This window comes from Microlunatus sp. YIM B11417, from assembly GCF_059617205.1.
In genome coordinates, this window is record NZ_JCAMPJ010000015.1 from 76119 (window position 1) to 95447 (window position 19329).

Consider the following 19329-nt stretch of genomic DNA (forward strand, 5'->3'; position numbering starts at 1 on the left):
GTTGATCGGGCCCGGGGCGGGTGGCGCGATCGGATGGGCGCCGGCCTCGTCGTTGTGATCGGTCGATCGGGTGGTGGGCGGACCGGGCCAGGGTGGGTGGCGCGATCGGACCGCCGGCCTCGTCGCGACACGTCGTCGAGTGTGAGGTTGCGACCGGCGTCAGCGCCTTTTCGAGGTCGCAGTCTCACATTCGGCGAACTACCGGCGGACCGGCCGGACCGCGGCAGGCGAGGATGGGTGCATCAGGAGGACGAGGGGAGCGCGCATGCCGTTTGTCGAGGTCGAGGGCGTCCGGGTGCACCACGTGATCACCGGGCCGGACGATCCGGCCGCGCCGACGGTGGTGCTGGTGCACGGGTTCACGGTGGATCATCGGGTGCTGTCCGGACCGTTCGAGCCGGTCTTCGCCGAACGCCCGCACTGGCGCCGGATCTACCTGGACCTGCCCGGTCACGGCCGGACCGTCGCCCCCGGGGTGGCGAGCAGCGACGACGTGTTCCGGGTGCTCCGGGCCGCGGTCGAGGCCCTGGTCCCGGGCCGGTACGCGCTCGTCGGCCAATCGTACGGCGGCTATCAGGCCCGAGGCCTCGCCGCCGCGCATGCCGACCGGCTGGACGGCCTGGCGATCATCGTGCCGGTGATCATGCCGCGGCACGAGGAGCGCGAGCTGCCGCCGCGGCGGGTGCTCGTCCGGGACCCGGAACTGGTGCAGCGGCTCGGCGCCGAACTGGACACCGAGGACCTCCTGGTCGCCCAGACCGAGGGGACCTGGCGGGCCCTGCAGACCTACGTCCAGCCCGGGCTCGACCTGGCCGACCCCGAGGTGACGACGCGGATCGCCGCGAACTATCAGGGCAGCTTCCCGGTCGATGTCGCCGACTTCCCGCGGCCGTGCCTGATCATGGCCGGCCGGCAGGACCACATCACCGGCTACCGGGATGCCTGGACGATCCTGGAGCGCTATCCGCGGGCCACGTTCGCGGTGCTCGACCGGGCCGGTCACGCCCTCGACGCCGAGCAGCCGGTGCTGGCGCGGGCGCTGTTCGGCGAGTGGCTGGACCGCGTCACGGCCGCAACGACATCCTGAGTGGATCTCCGCCGCGACTGACCGGCGAGAATCCACCAGCCGTCGCGATCGACGGCGGTCCGGCGCTATGACCGGGCCGCCCTGACTCGGCGCGCCAGCGCAGCCACGTCGACCGGGCGGGTGGTGTCGACCCGGATCACCGGGCCGAGTCCCAGCGGCTCCGCGTGCCGCTCGACCCCGGTCCGCTCCGGTTCGGTCATCGGGGCGCCGTGGATCGGATGCCTGGACGGCCACCGCTCCTTGTTGCGGCGCCGGGCCACCTCGGCCGGGACGTCGCACCAGACCTCCACCACGGAGTCCACGCCGGCGCGGGCCAGCCCGGCGACGACCAGTTCCCGTACGTCGGCGCGCCAGGAACTCTCCAGGACGGCCCCCGGAGTCGCGGTCGCCAACAGCGCCCACATGGTCTCCGACGCGGCGGCGCCGAGCGCCCGGTTCCAGTCCCGCTGCGGACGATCGTCCGGCGGCTCGGCGCCGAGGATGTCGGCGTGGGCTTCCTTGATCACGTCCTTGCTGATCAACGGCAGCCCGAGCGCTTCGGCCAGCGACGGAGCCAGCGTCGACTTGCCGGCCGCCGGCACACCGTTGACCAGCACCACGAGTTGATCACTGCGCACGCCGGAACCCGATCGATCAGGCGGCGGCGAGCGGCCGGGTGGAGCGGATGATCGCGAGTTGCCGCGGACCGGCCTTCCGCTCGACGGTGTGGACGCCGATCTGGCCGAGCTCGGTCAATTCCGCCTCCACCTCGGCGAGCTGCTCGGGTGTGATGCCGTGGCCGGGCTTCTTCAGCAACCGCTCGGCGATCAGCATCCGACCGCCCGGGGCGAGCTTCGCGGTGAGGGTGGCGAGCCCGGCGGCGCGGTCGTCCCAATGGTGCATCGAGGCGACGCTGAAGATCACGGTGAACCGTTGATCATCGAACGGTACGTCCTCGGCGCCGGCCACCCGGATGTCGGCGCCGGGCACCCGCCGGGACACCATCTCGACGAACGTGGGCGACGGGTCGACCGCCGCCACCCGATCGGGCCCGAGCGCCTGCGCGGCCAGGTCGACCGCGCCACCGGCACCGCAGCCCACCTCGAGGACACGGTCATTCGGTTGCAGCCGGGCCTGTTCGACCACCACCCGGGCCGTCGACGGATTCCTGGTGAACAGCGCGTACAGCCGGGAGGCCACGCGAGAGAAGCCTGCCATGACCCGAGCCTAGGGGTGCCGGCACCGGAACCGGGTCGGGGACGCCCCTGAGTCGCCCCTTTCTCGACGCCCACAGCACGCCGCCGATCACTGCCAGCCCGGCGATGATCACCACCGGCTCGGCTCGCTCGCCGAACGCCACCCAGGACGAGGCGACGCCGACGATCGGCACCAGCATGGAGAACGGCGCGACCTCACTGGACGGGTACCGGGCCAGCAGACCGTTCCAGAGCCCGTACCCGATCAGGGTGGCGATCAGCACGATGTAGAGCAGCCCGAAGACGGCCGGCACGGCCGCCGGGGTGATCACGGTGATCATGGTCTGCCCGATCCGGGTCGGGCCTTCGAAGATCAGGGACATGATCAACAACGGGATCGGCGGCACCACCGACATCCACAGGGTCAGCCGGAACGGGGACGGTGTGCCGGCCTGCCGGCTGCAGATGTTGCCGATCGCCCAGCCCAGCGCGGCGCACAGCGTCAAGATCACCGGCAGCAGGCTGGCGTACTGCGCCCGGTGTACGGCGATCACGGCGAGCCCACCGACCGCGACCAGGATGCCGGCCAACTGCCGCCCGGACAGCCGTTCCCGCAGCGCGACCGCGGCGATGATCACGGTGAACGGCGCCGAGGCCTGCAGCACCAGCGACGCGAGCCCGCTCGGCATCCCGGCCACCATGCCGACGTAGAGGAACGCGAACTGCAGCACGCCGAGCCCGACCCCGGTGCCGATCAGCCAGCGCAGCGGAACCTTCGGCCGCGGCACCAGCAGCAGGGTCGGGATCGCGATCAAGGTGAACCGCAGCGCGCCCATCAGGAACGGCGGGAAGTGCTGCAGGGCGATCGCGGTGGCCGGGAAGTTGAGGCCCCAGCAGACGGCGACGAAGACGGCGAGCAGGCGATCGCGGACGGACACGCGGCCAGTGTGCGCCGCTCGAATCATGAAGGACAATCACAATTCTCTGCCGAGTAGTTGTAGCTTGACTTCATGAACGGGTCGTGGCGCGGGCTGGACCGGGGCCACCTGGTCCTGCTCCGGGAGCTGGCCGACCGGGGATCGGTCAGCGCCGTGGCGCGGGCGACCGACCGGACCCCGTCCGCGGTCTCCCAGCAGCTCAAGCTGATCCAGCGTCAGGTGGGCGCCGAGCTGGTGCAGCGCTCCGGCCGTGGGGTACGGCTCACGGACGCGGGCCGGGCCCTCGCGGACGGCGCGGTCGCGGTGCTGACCGCCTGGGCGGAGGCCGAGGCGTCCTGGCTGGCGTACCGCACCGAGGCGAGCGGCCGGGTCCGGATCGCGTTCTTCCATTCGGCCTCGGAGTTGCTGCTGCCCGGCCTGCTGGACCGGCTCCGCGCGTACCCGCAGATCGCCCTCGAGTTCGGCGACGAGGATGTCGGGCAGACCGAGTTCGCACCGCTGACCAGGGATTACGACATCGTGGTCGCGCACCGGTCGGACCAGCGGCGGACCGCGCGGGGCGGCTTGCGGGTGGTCCAGTTGCTGCGCGAGCCGATGGACGTCGCCGTACCGCTCGACCATCGGATGGCCGGCCGCCGCAGCGTCGCGCCGGCCGACGTGATCGCCGAGGACTGGATCGCGCCGCCGGAGGGCTTCCCGATCGACCGGGTGCTCACCGCGCTCGCCGGGCAGACCGGCGTGGCGCCGCGGGTGCTGCTGCGGACCACCCATCTGCCGCTGATGGAGCGGCTGGTCGCCGGCGGCCACGGGGTCGCCCTGCTGCCCCGGTACACGACGCGGGACCGCAGCTCCGGACGGTTCGCCCTGGTTCCGCTCCGCGACGAGCGGGCGGCCCGCTACCTCGGTGCGCTGGCCCGGCCCGACCGGGCGGCTCGGCAGGCGGTCCGGGTCGTGCTGGAGCAACTGACCGCCGTGGCCGCGGCCGTCGCCGATCCTGCGGAGGAAGGATGATCATGGAAGGCAAGCCGTTGCGCCGGTCCAGCCGGGTGCTGCTCTTCGGGCCGGCGAACGAGTTGATCTTGATCAGACGGATCCGGCCGGGCCGGGCGCGGTACCTGACCACGCCCGGCGGCGGGGTGGAGCCGGGCGAGACCTGGGACCAGGCCGCTGCCCGCGAGTGCCGGGAGGAGGTCGGCGCCGAGGTGATCATCGGGCCCACCGCCTACGTCGCGTACGTGAGCAACCCGCGACGGGCGATCCAGCGCTACGCCCTGGCGAAGTTGATCAGCCTGGACGACGGCGCCCGGCACGGACCGGAGTTCGACAACCCGGCCCGCGGCCGCTACGAGACGGCCCGGATCGCCCTGGATGATCAAGAACTGGACCTGCTCCGGCCGGCCGAACTGGTCCCGATCCTGCGCGAGTTCGGCGGCGAGCTGGCCGCGGAAGCCCGAGCCCTGTCCACCCCCGTCGTTCCCTGAGCTTGTCGAAGGGCGGGCCCGATTCTGGCTTGGCACTCGACAGGCTCAGTGCGCGTTCGAGTCCAGCCCGTCGTTCCCTGAGCTTGTCGAAGGGCAGGCCCGATTCTGGCTTGGCACTCGACAGGCTCAGTGCGCGTTCGAGTCCAGCCTGTCCGGCCTGACGTTCCAGTGCGCGCTCCGACGCTCCTACCCGGTGATCTTGCCCGGGTTGAAGTTGCCCTTCGGGTCGAACGACGTGAACAGCCCGGTCATCAGCTCCGCGCCCGCCGGTGACAGGTCCTCGACCAGCCACGGCGCGTGCTCGACGCCGACCGCGTGGTGGTGGGACAGGGTGCCGCCGTTGTCGACGAAGGCCTGCTGGATGGCCTGCTTGACCACGTCGTACTGCTTCAGCGGATCGATCTTGTCGAACTTGAACGCGAAGGTGAAGTAGAGGCAGGCGCCGGAGTGTTCGGAGTGGGAGAGGTGGCACATGATCCACCCCTTCACGCCGATCTCGTCGAACGCGGAGTTCGCCGCGGCAACGACCCCGTAGTAGAGCGACTTCAGCTGCGACCAGGGCGCGGCGGTCTCGGACACGTCGCCGGCGGCGCCGCGGTCGAGCAGGAAGTCCCGGATGTACGGGGTGTCGAACTTCTTCTGGTCGTACAGCTCACCGGGACCCTTGCCGAGGACGATCGCGCCGTGCTTGCTCACGATGTCCTTGACCAGCTTCTTCTGCCGGGCCACGTGCTCCTTGCTGCCCTCGTACCCGATGAAGGACAGGCAGACTTGATCAAGGTTCCAGCCGCGCTTCTCCAACACCGACATCAGACCCTTGCTGATCACCGAGGACAGCGAGAAGCCCGGCTTCTTCTTCCTGGTGGCGAACGAGAATCCGGTCTCGCGGGAGTCCGAGACACGCGTGATCGAGGGGGTCGCGTCGCTGACCGAGATGGCGTGCATGGCGTCCAGCCCGGCTTCCCAGCTCGGGAACAGGTAGCCGAGCACGAGCCGCTCCTCGGGCAGCCGGTGCACCTGCACGGTCACCTCGGTGATCACGCCCAGCCGGCCCTCGCTGCCCAAGATCATCTCGCGGACACTGGGCCCGGTCGAGTAACCCGGCAGCGGCCGTAGCACCAGCAGCTTGCCCGGCTGGACGACCCGCAGGCCGCGGGCGATCTGCGCGATGTCGCCGTACTTGTCCGACTGCATGCCGGACGACCGGGTCGCGACCCAGCCACCGAGGGTGCTGTGGGTGAAGCTGTCCGGGAAGTGGCCCAGGGTCCAGCCGCGCTGGCCGAGCTGCTCCTCCAGGTCCGGGCCGAGCGCGCCGGCCTGGATCCGGGCCAGCCCGGAGGTCTCGTCGACGTCGATCACCTTGTTGAGCCGGCCGAGGTCGAGCGAGATCACCGGCCGGGTCTCGCCGGACGGTGCCTCGAGCGAGCCGGCGATGTTGCTGCCGCCGCCGAACGGGATCAGCACCGCGTCGGCGTCGACGGCCGCGTCGACGATCTCGCGGACCTCGTCCTCGTCGGCCGGGTAGAGCACCACATCAGGCACCCGCGGGATGTCGCCGTTCCGCAGCCGGACCAGGTCCCGCAGGCTCTTCCCGTACGTGTGCACGATCCGGTCCATCGGCTCCGAGACGGCGTTGTCGGCGCCGACGATGTCGGTCAGCCGCGCCAGCAGGTCCGCGCCGATCCTGGGATCGGGGATGTCCAACCCGTCGAAGTCGATGCTCAGCTCGGGGGCCTCGTTGAGATCGAGGTCGATGGCCTTGATCACGAAGGGCGCCATGCCCGGCTTGTCCTCGTGGTGGAAGCCGACCCCCTCGACACCCCAGCCCCACCACTTCATGTGCTTGACGTTCGGCATCCCACTTCCCTTCCTAGGCCGCCCTGTCGGCGCGCCGGGTGATGATCAGCGGCCGCGCGCGGCCCGGTGCTCTTCCGCCTCGTCGATCAGGCCGCGGACTTCCTTGGCCATCCGCGCCGCGAACTCCGGTACGGTCTCGTCCGGCTCGGCCGTCATCGGCGCACCGAAGTTGACGTACACCGGCGGGCGGCCGCGCTTCGGCCAGTTCGCACCGTACGGCATCGCGTCGAAGGTGCCGACCAGCCCGATCGGCAGGCAGGGCACGCCGCGGCTGCGGCACAGGGCGGCGGGGCCGGCGGTGAACGGCGCCATCTCGCCGGTCCGGGACCGGGTGGCCTCCGGATAGATCAGCAGCGGTACGCCCTCGTCCAGCAGGGTGCTGGCCATGCCACGGCGCTCGTTCTTGCTCTTCTCGCCGGGCCGGTTGATCGGGAACAGGTTGAAGAACAGCGAGGTCACGCCGCGGCGCCACTTCACGTCGAAGAAGTAGGCACCGGCGGCGCCGATCGCGATCCAGCGGGACAGCTTGCGCGGCAGCGCGCCGAGGATCAGCGGCGTGTCCAGGTGACTGGAGTGGTTGGCCACCACGATCACCGGTGAGCCGATTCCCTTGAGGCGCTCCCGGCCGAGCACGGTGACGTCCGTGATCGACCAGACCAGGGACTTCATCAGCAACCGTTGAGTGACGAACCGTGCTCCCGCCCGGATCGGTGAGGTGTAGCTGCTGGTGCTCGACACGAGGTCAACTGTATTCCCGCGCTGTCGGATCTGTTATTCCACCTGACCAAAGCAGGCTTGCGCGGGCCCCGCCCGGAGCGTGACTCAGGGGGTGAGCGACCAGAGCTGTTCGCCGGGCAGCGGCTCCATGCCGTCCGCCACATCGCGATCGAGGGTGACCCGCAGGCCCGGGAAACGCCGGCCGATGGCCCGGGCGTATTCCTCGGCAGCGCCGGACTCGGCCCGGTAGGTCCGCAGCACGTGCGGACCGAACCAGAGCTGGACGCGCTGCTCGGCGGCAGCGGCGTGTTCGGTGCTCCATTCCTGGAGATCGGTGGGGTTGCTGTTCGCCATCACGGCGCGGTCGAGCACGGATCGGGGGTCCGCAGAAGTCATGGTCCAAACACTCTCGTCAGTCGAGGGGACGCCGCTACCACAGTTTGAGGACGTTTGGGACGTTTTTGAGGTATTTTTGAGGAAACGCGAACATTCGAGACTTGCGGGGTCGGCATGACGAACGAGCAGTTGCGGGCTGCCATGGCGCGGGCGGGCGTGTCCATTCACGATCTTGCTGCCATGACCGGACGCGACCCGAAGACGGTGAGCCGGTGGATCGGCGGCCGGGTGCCGCACCCGCGGCAGCGCTATCTGGTCGCGAGGCATCTCGGCACCGACGAGGGCCGGCTCTGGCCGCAGTCCCGGCCGGCGAGTACGGACGGTTCGCCGACCGGTGATCTGGTGGCCGCCTATCCGTACCGGTCGAACGTGCCGGCCGGGGACTGGTGGTCGATGATCACCGGCGCCGAGCGGCAGATCGATCTGCTCGGCTACACGCTCTACTTCCTGCCGCTCGACCACCCGGACCTCTTGCCGACGCTGGCGGAGAAATGCGCGCAGGGTTGTCGAATTCGGCTGGTGATCGCCGATCCGCGTTCTCCCCACGTGGCGCAGCGCGATCAGGAGGAACAGCATCCGATCACGTTGGTCGCCCGCATCGGTACGACGCTGAAGTATTTCCGCAAACTGCGAACCCAGGCGAATCTGGAATTTCGTTATCAGGATGTCCCGCTCTACAACTCGATCTTCCGGTTTGATGATCACATGCTGGTCACCCCACATCTGTACGGCACGCCCGGCGCCCAGGCGCCGACACTGCGGCTGCGCGGAGGAGGCCACAACGGCTTGTTCTCAAGGTTCGCCGACCATTTCGAGAACATCTGGCTGACCACGGTCCCGGTTCCCGACGAGGACTGGGGCTGACCATGGTGCGGGTCGATTACGACAACGGCGAGGGCCCCGCACCGAATGCACTCGTGGTCGCGTCGTCGGCCGTCGTGACGGATGACAGCGGTCGAATTGTGCTCCATCGTCGCATCGACAATTCGCTCTGGGCACTTCCCGGTGGTGCGATCGAATTGGGTGAATCGGTGCGGGACGGGACCGTACGTGAGGTGCGTGAGGAAACCGGACTCGACGTCGTCGCCGATTATGTGATCGCCGTGTATTCCGATCCGGCGCATGTGATGGCCTACGACGACGGCGAGGTCCGCCAGGAATTCTCGGTCTGCGTCAAATGCCATGCGGTCGGCGGCGCGCTGCGGGTCAGTGAGGAGTCGCACGAGGTGCGCTGGTTCCGGCCGGCGGCGATCGGCAGGCTGCGGATCCATCCGCGGATCCTGGTCCGGATCACCGACTATCTGGACGGCACCCGGGCGGCGCTCAGTCCATGATCGATCAGCGCCGGCCGGAGGAGATCCGGGCCGAGACGGCGCCGATCACCCGGCGCGGCAGGTGCCGGGCGAGGAAGATCAACAGCTGGTAGCGCTTGTACGGGATCGAGACCGGTCGGCCTCGCCCGACATCGACCAGGCACTCCTCGACCACCCGGTCCGCGTCCAGCCAGAGCGGGTCGGGGATCTTGGACGTTTTCAGGTTCGCCCGCTCGTGGAACTCGGTCCGGACCCAGCCGGGGCAGAGGGCGGTCACGGTGACGCCGGTGCCGCGCAGTTCGACGGCCAGGCCTTCCGAGAACGACGTGACCCAGGCCTTGATCGCCGAGTAGTTGCCGAGCACGACGAAACCAGCGGTGCTGGAGACATTGATGATCTGGCCGTGTCCTCGGTCGGCCATGGCGCGTCCGGCGGCGCCGCCCAGGGTCAGCACCGCCTTGCACATCACGTCGATCGCGTGCTCGTGCGGCGACGGGTCCTCCGCAGTGAGCTTGGTGTGGATGCCGAAGCCGGCGTTGTTGACCAGGATCTCGATCGGTCGCTGCGGGTCGGTCAGCCGGTCGGCCACCCGGAACACGTCCTCCCGGACGCCGAGATCGGCCGGCAGCACCTCGACCGCGACGGCGTACCGCTCCGAGAGTTCATCGGCCGCCTGCTTCAGCCGGTCGAGGTTCCGGGCCACCAGGACCAGGTCGGTGCCGCGGGCCGCCAGGGCTCGCGCGAACGCGGCGCCGATGCCGGAGGTGCCGCCGGTGATCAGAGCTGTCGCCATGGCAGACACCCTAGAACGGCGGTGTCGAAACCCGTTCCCTGAGCCCGTCGAAGGGCCAGGCCGGATCCTGCTCGGGGCTTCGACAGGCTCAGCGCGCGTTCGGCACGTGCCCAAATCTGTAGCCCGAGAAATGACAAATTGATGGATTTATATCACCCTTGTCGGGTGATGCCGAATCTCGTGGCCGAGGCACTGCCGGCCGTACTCCTGGACGACCTGGTCAGCTCGGTGACGGACCGCACCGGCAGCGAACGGATCGGGCAGGCGTTCCGGCGCAGCTTCGGCAACACCATCGAGACGACGATCCAGGCCGACGACGAGGGCCGGCCGTTCGTGATCACCGGCGACATCCCGGCGATGTGGCTCCGGGACTCCTCCGCCCAGCTCGCTCCCTATCTCGGCCTGGCCCGCGACCATGCTCCGATGGCGGAGCTGATCGCCGGGGTGATCGGCACCCAGTTCCGGTTGATCACCGTCGATTCGTACGCGAACGCCTTCAACCGGGCGCCGACCGGGTCCGGGCATCCGGGCGACCTGTGCGACGACCCGCGGATCTGGGAGCAGAAGTACGAGATCGACAGCTTCGCGTTCCCGCTCTGGCTGGCCCACCGGTTCTGGCGGCTGACCGGCCGGACCGACTTCGCCGGCGACGAGTTCTGGGCGGCGGCCCGGATCATCGTCGATCAGCTCCGGCTCGAGCAAGATCACGAGGCGCGCTCCGCGTACCGCTTCGTGCGGGACGTCGGCATCCAGACCGAGACCCTGGCCCGGGACGGCCTGGGCGCCCCGGTCGGGTTCACCGGGATGACCTGGTCCGGCTTCCGGCCCAGTGACGACGCCTGCACCTACAACTACAACGTGCCGGGCAACCTGTTCGCGGCGACCGGGCTGCGGCACCTGGCCGAGCTGGCGACCGAGGTCCTCGGTGATCAGCGCCTGGCCGACGACGCGCGGCGGCTGGCCGGCGAGCTGGCCGACGGTGTGCGCCGGCACGGCATCGTCCGGCATCCCGATCATGGCGAGGTGTACGCCTACGAGGTGGACGGTCTCGGCAACACGCTGCTGATGGACGACGCGAACATGCCCAGCCTGCTGTCGCTGCCCTGGCTCGGCTGCGTGGAGCTGGACGACCCGGTCTACCAGGCCACCCGTCGGTTGATCCTGAGCCCCGAGAATCCCTTCTACTACGAGGGTTCCGCGGCCTCCGGCATCGGCAGCCCGCACACGCCGCCGCGCTACGTCTGGCCGATCGCGCTCGCCGTCGAGGGCCTGACCAGCCGCGAGCCTGCCGAGCGGCGCCGGCTGATCGAGTTGTTGATCGACACCGACGGCGGCACCGGCCTGATGCACGAGGGCTTCGACGTGGACGACCCGAGCCGGTTCACCCGGCCGTGGTTCTCCTGGGCCAACGCCATGTTCTGCCAGTTGATCTTGGAGCACACCGAGCTCGCGTAACGCGGAAAACCGGTGGTGGTGCGCCCTGTCGCGCGCCTAGGGTGGCGCTGTCCCACTGCCGAGTGGCTGGAGCGGAACATGCGTCGCGCCAACGAGGGCCGGACGGCCCGCTAACTCTCCCACGGCCGGTGCACCGAGGATGCACCCGGCGTCCGAGCACGCGCGCCGCCGGCGTCGATCTCGACCCTTTCCCGGGTCCGTCGGCCACCGCCCGCCCGGGCACCCCTTCTCGCTGTCGCCGATGGGCCCACCCCGGCCCCTCGGAGACGCATGCCCGCGCACTCATTTCCGCTCGACCCCGACCTTGATCAACATCTGCTCGACGTCCGGCTGGCCGCCGACCTGGTCGCCGGCACGATGATCACCCGCGACGACGTGGTGCTCGACATCGGCGCCGGCACCGGCGCCCTGACCGCGGCGATCCTGCGGCACCGGCCTCGCGCGGTGATCGCCGTCGAGCCCGATCCACGCTGCCTGGCCGCGCTGGCCCGGCTGCCGTGCCTCGACCTCCGGCCGGCCCGGCTCCAGGACCTCGATCCGGCTGGTCTCGGCGAGGTCACCATGATCATCGCCAACCCGCCGTTCTCGGCCCTGCACCACGTGATCGGCCTGGCCCGGCGGCTGCCCCGGCTGCGGGCCGCGGAGCTCTGCGTCGGTCGCCGCTGGGCCGAGGCCGTGACCGCGGTGCCGGCCGATCCGCACTACTCGGCGATCTCGCTCGACGTCTCCGCCCGGTTCGCGGCGATGGTTCGCCGGACCGTGCCGGGGTCGGCGTTCACGCCGCCGATCGCCGGTTCGGCGGCCTGGCTCCGGCTGCTGCCGCTGGACCGGCCGGACCCGCTGCTCGACTCGCTCGCCGACGCCGTACGGGAGCGAGCCGGGCTCCGGTTGAAGGAGTGGCTCCGCGCCCCGGCGATGAACCGCCCGCCGTTGCGGGACCGGCTGCGGGCGCTGCGGGCTGATCCGGTGGTCCGCCGGCTGCAGCAGCGACGGCTGTCGGCCCTGACCAGACGCGAATTGGCGATGCTGGTGGGCCGGCTGCTGCAACGATAAAACTACAGAATCCGGCCCGTCCGCGCCCGTGATTCTGTCGGAGGCCGTTCGGCTCGGCACGGCGGGTGCCCGGTTTCCCCGCGCGGGAAGGGCGTACGGTGGTCGTCCCGGCTCCGGCGGACGCTGCAGAATGTCGTCGGTCAGGGCCGGATTCTGTAGGTCCGCATCGGGGTGAGAGGCGGCGAGGTGCCGGAGCCGAAGGCCGTGCTGCCCAGACTGCGTGCCGAGATCCTGACCGGTGTGCTGAAGCCCGGCGACCCGGTGAACGAGGTCAAGCTCGCGGAGCGGTACGGCGTCAGCCCGACCCCGGTCCGGGAGGCCGTCTGGCAGCTCATCTCGGAGGGTTACATCGAGGGCGGCCGGAACCGACGGCGACGGGTGATGAAGCTCAGCCCGGAGCGTGGCATCGAGATCGTCGAGCTGCTCGGGGTGCTGATCCCGGCTGCGCTGGAACGGGCCGGACGCTGGGCCCCCGGGGTCGAGTTGGACCGGCTCGCCGACGGCGCCGAGGCGATGGCCGGCGCGCTCGACCGGCAGGACCCGAATGAGGTGATCGGTGCGGCGGTCGGCTTCGTGGAGCTGCTGGCCGCGACCTGCCGCCAGCCACAGCTGGGCCGCCAGCTGAACGAGACGGTACGCCGGGCCGGGTCGCTGGTGCTCTTCCCGGCGGAGGTGTGGACGCCGTGGTCCGGCTGGTCGGCGCAGCTGCGCTGGATCGCCACGGCGCTGCGGGACCGCCAGTTGCGGCTGGCCGCGAGGGCGTACTCGGAACTCATGACGGGCTTCGCCGACCGGATGCGGACCGTGCTGCCGCACCTGGCCGAGCCGGCCGAGCCGGCCGAGACGGCGCCGGTGGAAGCCGGCCGGACCAGGCACGAGGAGGTCATCGAGCAGCTGCAGGAGGACATCCTGCGCGGCGCCCTGAAGCCCGGCGATCCGGTCCGGGAGACCGAGATCGCGGCGCGGCTCGGGGTCAGCAGTACCCCGGTCCGGGAGGCGATCCGGGTCTTGATCGCCGCCGGCCTGATCGACGGACAGCCGCACCGGACCCGGCGGGTCTCGGTGCTCAGCACCGAGGAGTACCTCGCGCTGGTCGACCTGCTGCGGCTGTTGCAGAGCTGGCTGCTGCCGCGGGCCCTCGCGGCGATGTCCGAGCCGGAGTTCGACACCTTCGTCGCCCGGGCCGGGACGGCCGCCGACCTGTTCGAGACCGACGATCTGGCCGGGCTGCCGCCGGCCCTGTTCGGCATGTACGAGGAGCTCGGCCGGCACGGCAACCGCGAGGTGGCCGCGGCCTTCGTCAGTTCGCTGCTCCGGACGCTGCCGTACTGGCGCTCGTACGATCTCGCCCCGCACCGTCACTACACCCGCGCGCTCGCCTCGCTGCAGTACCCGGTCCGGGTCCCCGGCGCCGAGGCCGCGATCGACCGGCTCAACCGGGAACGCCCCGCCGACTTCACGCCGCCGCCCGGCTGAGCGCCGGTCAGACCTCGGTGAACGAGATGTCGGTCGTGGACGCGACGATCTCCACCTCGTCGCCGAGGGCCCACTCGGCCACCCGTGAGGCCATCGCCGCGGGTACGCCCTCGGTGGCGCCCGGCGCCGGGCCGATGTCGAACGTCGCATGGCCGTCGTGCGGGATGACGACACCGAACTTTCGCTCGAGGGCGCCGCGGGCCGTCGCCAGGACGCACATCTCGGACATCAACCCCACCACGCAGAGGCGCTCGACCCGGTGCCGCCGCAGGATCTCCTCGAGCGCGGTTCCGATGAACCCGTCGTCCTGGGACTTCCGGACCACGGTCTCGCGCTGCGCTTCCACCGCAGGGAAGTACAGCTCCCAACCGGTCCGGCCGGCTTCGTCGACCGCGCCGGGCGGACCGTCGTTCTGCAGCTGCACGACCAGGGCGCCAGCCTGCCGGGCGCGCTCCAGCAGGCTGCCCACCCTCGGCAGAAGTTGATCACTGGCCGGCGCCGCCCCGGGTCCGGTGACGAAGGCCTTCTGGACATCGACGATCAACAGCGCCTGGACCGGATCGCTCGACTCGGCGGACATGGGCACCATGCTCGCACGCGACGACGGCACCCGTCCGGGGAATCAGCCCTCGGCGACGGTGGCCGTCTGCCTGGCGATCGCCAGCTCCTCGTCGGTGGGTACGACGAGCACGGCGACGCCGGAGTCGTCGGGGGAGATCACGCGGGCCTCGTCCATGGCCTCGGCGTTGCGGTCCGGGTCCACGCGGAGGCCGAGGCCGGCCAGTCCGTCGGCCACGGCGGCACGGAGGTCGGGGCTGTTCTCGCCGATCCCGCCGGTGAAGATCAGCTGGTCGAGGCCGCCCAGGATCGCCCAGTAGGCACCGAGGTAGTGCTTCAGTCGGTGCACGACCACAGCGAACGCCAGCGCCGCATCATGATCATCGTCGGCCCGTCGCTGCAGCACCTCGCGGAAGTCGTTGACGCCGGCCAGTCCCTTCAGTCCCGATTCCTTGTTCAGCAGGGTGTCGACCTCGTCCGGACCCAGCCCGGCCTCCCGGTACAGGTAGCTGTGCAGGCCGGGGTCGACGTCGCCAGAGCGGGTTCCCATCACGAGTCCCTGCAGCGGCGTGAGTCCCATCGAGGTCTCGACCGGGCTGCCGTCCAGGATCGCCGCGGCCGAGCAGCCGTTGCCGAGGTGGAAGGTGACCTGTCGCAACGGGTCCCCGGTCCCTGCGAGCTCGGCGGCGACGCCGGCGACGTAGTCGTGCGACGTGCCGTGGAACCCGTAGCGGCGGATCCGGTGCCGCTCGGCCAGCTCGCGCGGGATCGCGTAGGTCCGGGCCACCTCGGGCAGCTCGGCGAAGAAGGCGGTGTCGAAGACCGCGACGTGCGGCACCCCGCCGAACCGCTGCCGGGCCGCCTCGATGCCGGCGACGGCGGCCGGGTTGTGCAGCGGCGCCAGGCCGGACAGATCCCGAATGGTCGCCAGCACGTCATCGGTGAGCTTGGTCGGTTGCGAGAACTCCGGGCCGCCGTGGACGACCCGGTGACCGACCGCGAGCAGGTCGAGGTGATCAAGATCCGGTCCGTAGGTGGCGAACTGGTCGGTGATCAACTCCAGCGCGGCGCCGATGTCCTCGGCGGCATGATCGCCGGAGTGGGTCTCGCCGCCGGTCTCGTGCGTGAGCTCGCCGCCGTGCTCGCCGATCCGTTCGATCGTCCCGTCGGCCAGCACCTCGGCGGAGCCGGGGATGATCAAGCGATACTTGACCGACGAGGAGCCGGCGTTGATCACCAGGACCGGACGCTGTGCCACCGCGCTCATCGGGCCACCGCCTGAGCCTGGATCGCGGTGATCGCCACCGTGTTGACGATGTCGTCGACGGTCGCGCCGCGGGAGAGGTCGTTGACCGGCTTCTTCAGGCCCTGCAGCACCGGGCCGACCGCGACCGCTCCGGCGCTGCGCTGCACCGCCTTGTAGGTGTTGTTACCCGTGTTCAGGTCCGGGAAGATGAACACGGTCGCCCTGCCGGCCACCTCGGAGTCCGGCAGCTTGGTCGCCGCGACGCCCGGGTCGATCGCGGCGTCGTACTGGATCGGTCCCTCCAGCGGCAGATCCGGCTCCCGCTGCGCGACCAGCGCGGTCGCCTGCCGGACCCGGTCGACCTCGGAGCCGGTGCCCGAGCTCCCCGTCGAGTACGACAGCATGGCGACCCGCGGCTCCACGTCGAACTGGCGAGCCGTCTCGGCCGAGGCGATCGCGATGTCGGCCAGCTGATCAACGGTGGGCTCCGGGATCACCGCGCAGTCGCCGTACACCAGCACCCGGTCGGCCAGGCACATCAGGAACACGCTGGACACGACGTCCACGCCGGGCCGGGTCTTGACGAACTCCAGCGCCGGCCGGATCGTGTGCGCGGTGGTGTTGATCGCGCCGGACACCATGCCGTCGGCCAGGCCGAGATGCACCATCATGGTGCCGAAGTAGGCGCCGTCCGTGATCACCTCACGCGCCTTCTCCAGCGTCATCCCCTTGTGGGCGCGAGCCTCGGCGTAGGCGGCCGCGAACCGTTCCACGAGCTCCGGGTCGGTCGGCGAGATGATCTTGGCCTGGTCCAGCTGAAGGCCGAGGCTGGAGGCCCGGGAAACGATCTTGGTCTCGTCGCCGAGCAAGGTCAGCTCGGCCACCCCGCGGCGCAGGATGATCGCCGCGGCTTCGAGGATCCGGTCGTCGGTGCTCTCCGGCAGCACGATGTGCATCCGCCGGGCCCGAGCCCGTTCCATCACCTGGTGCTCGAACATGATCGGCGTCCGGACCTGCGACGCGGAGACCTCGATCGCCTGCAGCAGCGCCGCCTGGTCGACGTTCTCGGCGAACAGCCGCCGGGCCGTCTCGATCTTGGTCGTCGAGTCCTTGGTCATCGGACCGCGGACCCGGGACAGCCGCTCCGCGGTGTCGAACGTGCCGAGTTCGGTCAGCAGCACGGGCAGGTCCTGCTCGATGCCACGAGCCAGCCGGCGGATCGAGTCCGGCAGCGGGTAGCCGCCGGTCAGCACGATCGCGGCCAGGGTGGGGAAGGTGCCGGACTGGTGGGCCAGCACCAGGCCCGGGATCAGGTCGGCGCGGTCGCTGGCGGTGATCACGGTCGCGTCCGGGGTGAGCCGGTCCAGCACGTTGGGCAGGCTCATCGCCGCGACGATGATGCCCTGCGACTCGCGGTCCTGCCAGGCTTCGGTGCCCTGCACCAGCTGTCCGTCGACGGCCCGGCCCAGCATCCGTACCGTCGGCGCGGAGAGCATCGGGCTCTCCGGCAGCGCGGCCACCAGCGGCGGTCCCGGCGGGCCGGTCAGCGCGGCCACCACCTCGGTGACCGCGCCCGGGTCGACCCGGTTCGCGATCACCGCGACGGCCTGCGCGTGCTGGGCCCGGAACTCGGCCAGCGCACCGTCGGCGGCGGCCCGGATCTGTTCCGGCGTACGGTTCCGGCCGTGCACGACGAGCACCACCGGGGCGCCGAGGTTGGCCGCGATCTTGGCGTTGAAGGACAGCTCGGTCGCCGTCGTGATGTCGGTGTAGTCGGAACCGAGCACGAGCACCACCTCGAACCGCTCCCGCAGCACCGCGCAGCGCTGCACGATCTGGTGCAGCGCCTCGTCCGGATCGGCCCGCGCCGCTTCGTACCCGACGCCGACGGCCTCGTCGTAGGTCTGCTCGATGCCCGGCCGGCTGACCAGCAGGTCCAAGATCACGTCCCGGCCCTGCTCGCCGGCGGCGCTGATCAGGGGCCGGAAGACGCCGACCGACCCGACCTCGCGGATCAGCGCGTCGAGCAGCCCGAGTGCGACGGCGGACTTGCCGGTCTGCCCCTCGACGGAGGCGACGTAGACGGTTCGGCTCACCGGTCGAGGGTAACCGCAAGACCCTCGTGGAGCAGGTCCACCAGTTCGGCGGTGTTGCCGGCCAGCCACCGTTCGGCGGTCCGGGACGCCTCGATCCGGCCGGCGACGTCGTCGAGCGTGTCGTGGCCGGCCAACCAGCGGCCGGTACGCCAGCCGACCGTGCCGAGGGTCCGGCCCATGATCAACAGTGGCTGCTCGGCGATCTCTGCCTCGTTCAGCCGCAGTGCCTCGCCGTACCCGGTGGCGAGCGCCAGTGTCTTCTGCCGCCAGTCCTGGCCGTCCAGGGCGCCGGACTGGTCGAGCGCGATGGCGAGCTCGTTCGCGCGGAGATCACGGCCGGCCACCTCGAAGTCGATCACGCCCGTGATCACGGTCGGCGGCCCCAGCGCGAGCAGGTTGGACGCGCCGAAGTCCTCGTGGATGACCTGCAGCGGCAGTCCGGCCCGCCGGGGCGGCGGTCCCGCATGGTCACGCAGCCAGGCGACCTGCTCGGCCGCCAGGCCGGCCGCGGCGAGGGCGTCGATCCTTCCCTCGTCGATCCCGGCCAACGCGAGGTCGGGAGTCGTCCAGTCGAACGGCGCCTCCTCCGTGGGTACGTCAGCGAGGGCGGCATCCAGCTGCCCCAGGGCGCGGCCGGCCGCCCGGAGTGCCTCGGGCCGGCTCAGGTCCGGCCGCGCACCGTCGATCCAGTCGATCAAGCTGACCGGGCCGGCCTCGGTCTCGATCACGGTTCGCCCGTCCGCGGCCGGCCGCAGCCGCGGCACCCGGAACGACAACCCGGCGCCGGCCAGCCGCTCCAGCAACCGGTGCTCCCGGAGCACCCGATCATGATCAAGATTCTGGTAGACCCGGATCAGACCGAGCGGCCGCCCGGCCGGGTCGGCCGCGCTGTGCACGATCCGCATCAGGTTGTTCGTGCCACGGTCCGGCGCGGTCAGCACGGCGTCGATCGACCAGTGCCGGCTCAGCAGGGCCGCGAGTTCCCGTTCGAGTTCGATCATGATCAGAGCCGGAGGAACTCGACGTCGATGAAGTGATCGGTGAACGTCAACCGGGCGCCCTCGCAGCAGCCGAACATCCCGCCCCAGGTGCTGTAGTCGGCCTGCGGCAGGCAGGCCACCAGGGTCGCCTCCAGCTCGCCCGAATGGCCGATCACGAGGACCGAGCCGGCCGGATCGAGCGGGGTCATCAGGTCCCGCCAGAGCGCGGCCAGCGAGTGGGCGTAGCGGTGGTAGGCGCCGCCGGACCTGATCAACTCGGCCAGCACGACGAACGGCTGTTCGGCCTGCGCGAGTCCCGCCTGCCCGCCCTCGCTGTAGAGGCCCGGATCGCTGCCGAGCGTCACCACTTCATGATCGACGGCGAAGCCCATCGCCAGCGCTGTCTCCCGGGCTCGGGGCACCACGCTGGTCGCCACGAGGTCGTACGGGCCCATCGTTCGGCCGACCTCGCGGGCCAGCTCGACTCCGGCCTGGGAGAGTTGCGACCCGCCGCCGGTCTTGCGCAGGCTGTGTCTTCTGAGCTCGAGGGTCGCCATGATCACGGAGGTTAGCTGTGTTTTCGGGCGGGGGAGGCTTGGTCTCGGGGGGGGGGGGGGGGGGGGGGGGGGGGGGGGGGGGGGGGGGGGGGGGGGGGGGGGGGGGGGGGGGGGGGGGGGGGGGGGGGGGGGGGGGGGGGGGGGGGGGGGG

Annotated in this window: 20 protein-coding genes; 8 read left to right on the forward strand and 12 right to left on the reverse strand. The window is 70.8% G+C overall.

The window, feature by feature from the left end; translation table 11 throughout:
• Positions 1–265 precede the first annotated feature (265 nt).
• Positions 266–1087, forward strand: a complete 822-nt coding sequence (locus AC6CCG_RS33860; protein ID WP_496659271.1) for an alpha/beta fold hydrolase — start codon at positions 266–268, stop codon at positions 1085–1087.
• 65 nt (positions 1088–1152) lie between these two features.
• Here AC6CCG_RS33860 and AC6CCG_RS33865 read toward each other — a convergent pair whose 3' ends face one another.
• From AC6CCG_RS33865 to AC6CCG_RS33875, 3 genes are read right to left on the reverse strand one after another with little or no spacing between them, the layout of a single operon-like run.
• Positions 1153–1704, reverse strand: coding sequence for a P-loop nucleotide/nucleoside kinase family protein (locus AC6CCG_RS33865; protein ID WP_496659272.1), 552 nt, complete (start codon positions 1702–1704; stop codon positions 1153–1155).
• Positions 1705–1720: 16 nt separating this feature from the next.
• The gene (locus AC6CCG_RS33870) at positions 1721–2284 is read right to left on the reverse strand and encodes a class I SAM-dependent methyltransferase (protein WP_496659273.1); all 564 of its coding nucleotides are present in this window, start codon (positions 2282–2284) and stop codon (positions 1721–1723) included.
• Complete coding sequence (locus AC6CCG_RS33875; protein WP_496659274.1) at positions 2181–3200, reverse strand: EamA family transporter; 1020 nt, start codon at positions 3198–3200, stop codon at positions 2181–2183. Before AC6CCG_RS33875 ends, AC6CCG_RS33870 begins: the two co-directional genes overlap by 104 nt.
• Before the next feature lie 72 nt (positions 3201–3272).
• Between AC6CCG_RS33875 and AC6CCG_RS33880 the strand changes: the two genes are divergently transcribed.
• Positions 3273–4211, forward strand: coding sequence for a LysR family transcriptional regulator (locus AC6CCG_RS33880; protein WP_496659275.1), 939 nt, complete (start codon positions 3273–3275; stop codon positions 4209–4211).
• Positions 4208–4681: an NUDIX domain-containing protein gene (locus tag AC6CCG_RS33885; protein WP_496659276.1), complete on the forward strand. Its 474-nt coding sequence runs from the start codon at positions 4208–4210 to the stop codon at positions 4679–4681. The genes AC6CCG_RS33880 and AC6CCG_RS33885 overlap by 4 nt, the downstream gene beginning before the upstream one ends.
• Before the next feature lie 186 nt (positions 4682–4867).
• On the opposite strand, the gene AC6CCG_RS33890 is transcribed toward AC6CCG_RS33885, so the two are convergent.
• The 3 genes from AC6CCG_RS33890 to AC6CCG_RS33900 form a co-directional block, all read right to left on the reverse strand.
• Positions 4868–6538 carry an FAD-binding oxidoreductase gene (locus tag AC6CCG_RS33890; protein ID WP_496659277.1) on the reverse strand — a complete coding sequence of 557 codons (1671 nt, stop codon included), beginning with the start codon at positions 6536–6538 and terminating at the stop codon, positions 4868–4870.
• Positions 6539–6583: 45 nt separating this feature from the next.
• Entirely contained in the window at positions 6584–7276 is a 693-nt protein-coding gene (locus AC6CCG_RS33895) for a lysophospholipid acyltransferase family protein (protein ID WP_496659278.1), read from the reverse strand.
• Positions 7277–7360: 84 nt separating this feature from the next.
• The gene (locus tag AC6CCG_RS33900) at positions 7361–7651 is read right to left on the reverse strand and encodes a hypothetical protein (protein ID WP_496659279.1); all 291 of its coding nucleotides are present in this window, start codon (positions 7649–7651) and stop codon (positions 7361–7363) included.
• A gap of 180 nt (positions 7652–7831) precedes the next feature.
• Here AC6CCG_RS33900 and AC6CCG_RS33905 point away from each other — a divergent pair, with 180 nt between their 5' ends.
• Both AC6CCG_RS33905 and AC6CCG_RS33910 read left to right on the forward strand, forming a co-directional pair.
• Positions 7832–8515 (forward strand): DUF5919 domain-containing protein, encoded by a 684-nt coding sequence (locus AC6CCG_RS33905; RefSeq protein WP_496659280.1) that lies wholly within the window; start codon positions 7832–7834, stop codon positions 8513–8515.
• A 2-nt stretch (positions 8516–8517) separates the two neighbouring features.
• A complete protein-coding gene (locus AC6CCG_RS33910) occupies positions 8518–8985 on the forward strand; it encodes an NUDIX domain-containing protein (protein ID WP_496659281.1) in 468 nt (155 codons plus the stop codon).
• 4 nt (positions 8986–8989) lie between these two features.
• On the opposite strand, the gene AC6CCG_RS33915 is transcribed toward AC6CCG_RS33910, so the two are convergent.
• A complete protein-coding gene (locus tag AC6CCG_RS33915) occupies positions 8990–9757 on the reverse strand; it encodes an SDR family NAD(P)-dependent oxidoreductase (RefSeq protein ID WP_496659282.1) in 768 nt (255 codons plus the stop codon).
• A 168-nt stretch (positions 9758–9925) separates the two neighbouring features.
• On the opposite strand from AC6CCG_RS33915, the gene AC6CCG_RS33920 reads away from it, so the two are divergent.
• The 3 genes from AC6CCG_RS33920 to AC6CCG_RS33930 all read left to right on the forward strand — a co-directional run bounded on the left by AC6CCG_RS33920 (position 9926) and on the right by AC6CCG_RS33930 (position 13741).
• Positions 9926–11212 carry a glycoside hydrolase family 125 protein gene (locus AC6CCG_RS33920; protein ID WP_496659291.1) on the forward strand — a complete coding sequence of 429 codons (1287 nt, stop codon included), beginning with the start codon at positions 9926–9928 and terminating at the stop codon, positions 11210–11212.
• Positions 11213–11482: 270 nt separating this feature from the next.
• Positions 11483–12265: a methyltransferase gene (locus tag AC6CCG_RS33925; RefSeq protein ID WP_496659283.1), complete on the forward strand. Its 783-nt coding sequence runs from the start codon at positions 11483–11485 to the stop codon at positions 12263–12265.
• Positions 12266–12451: 186 nt separating this feature from the next.
• On the forward strand, positions 12452–13741 hold the full coding sequence (locus AC6CCG_RS33930; RefSeq protein ID WP_496659284.1) for a GntR family transcriptional regulator: 1290 nt from the start codon (positions 12452–12454) through the stop codon (positions 13739–13741).
• Between the two features lie 7 nt (positions 13742–13748).
• Here AC6CCG_RS33930 and AC6CCG_RS33935 read toward each other — a convergent pair whose 3' ends face one another.
• Genes AC6CCG_RS33935 through AC6CCG_RS33955 form a run of 5 tightly spaced genes read right to left on the reverse strand, consistent with a single transcriptional unit; the run spans position 13749 to position 19178 of the window.
• A complete protein-coding gene (locus AC6CCG_RS33935) occupies positions 13749–14321 on the reverse strand; it encodes an isochorismatase family protein (RefSeq protein WP_496659285.1) in 573 nt (190 codons plus the stop codon).
• 42 nt (positions 14322–14363) lie between these two features.
• Positions 14364–15566, reverse strand: coding sequence for an acetate/propionate family kinase (locus AC6CCG_RS33940; protein ID WP_496659286.1), 1203 nt, complete (start codon positions 15564–15566; stop codon positions 14364–14366).
• Complete coding sequence (gene pta, locus AC6CCG_RS33945) at positions 15563–17641, reverse strand: phosphate acetyltransferase (protein WP_496659287.1); 2079 nt, start codon at positions 17639–17641, stop codon at positions 15563–15565. Before pta ends, AC6CCG_RS33940 begins: the two co-directional genes overlap by 4 nt.
• Positions 17638–18642, reverse strand: a complete 1005-nt coding sequence (locus AC6CCG_RS33950) for a phosphotransferase enzyme family protein (RefSeq protein ID WP_496659288.1) — start codon at positions 18640–18642, stop codon at positions 17638–17640. Before AC6CCG_RS33950 ends, pta begins: the two co-directional genes overlap by 4 nt.
• Positions 18643–18644: 2 nt before the next feature.
• Positions 18645–19178, reverse strand: coding sequence for a histidine phosphatase family protein (locus AC6CCG_RS33955; RefSeq protein WP_496659289.1), 534 nt, complete (start codon positions 19176–19178; stop codon positions 18645–18647).
• Positions 19179–19329 lie beyond the last annotated feature (151 nt).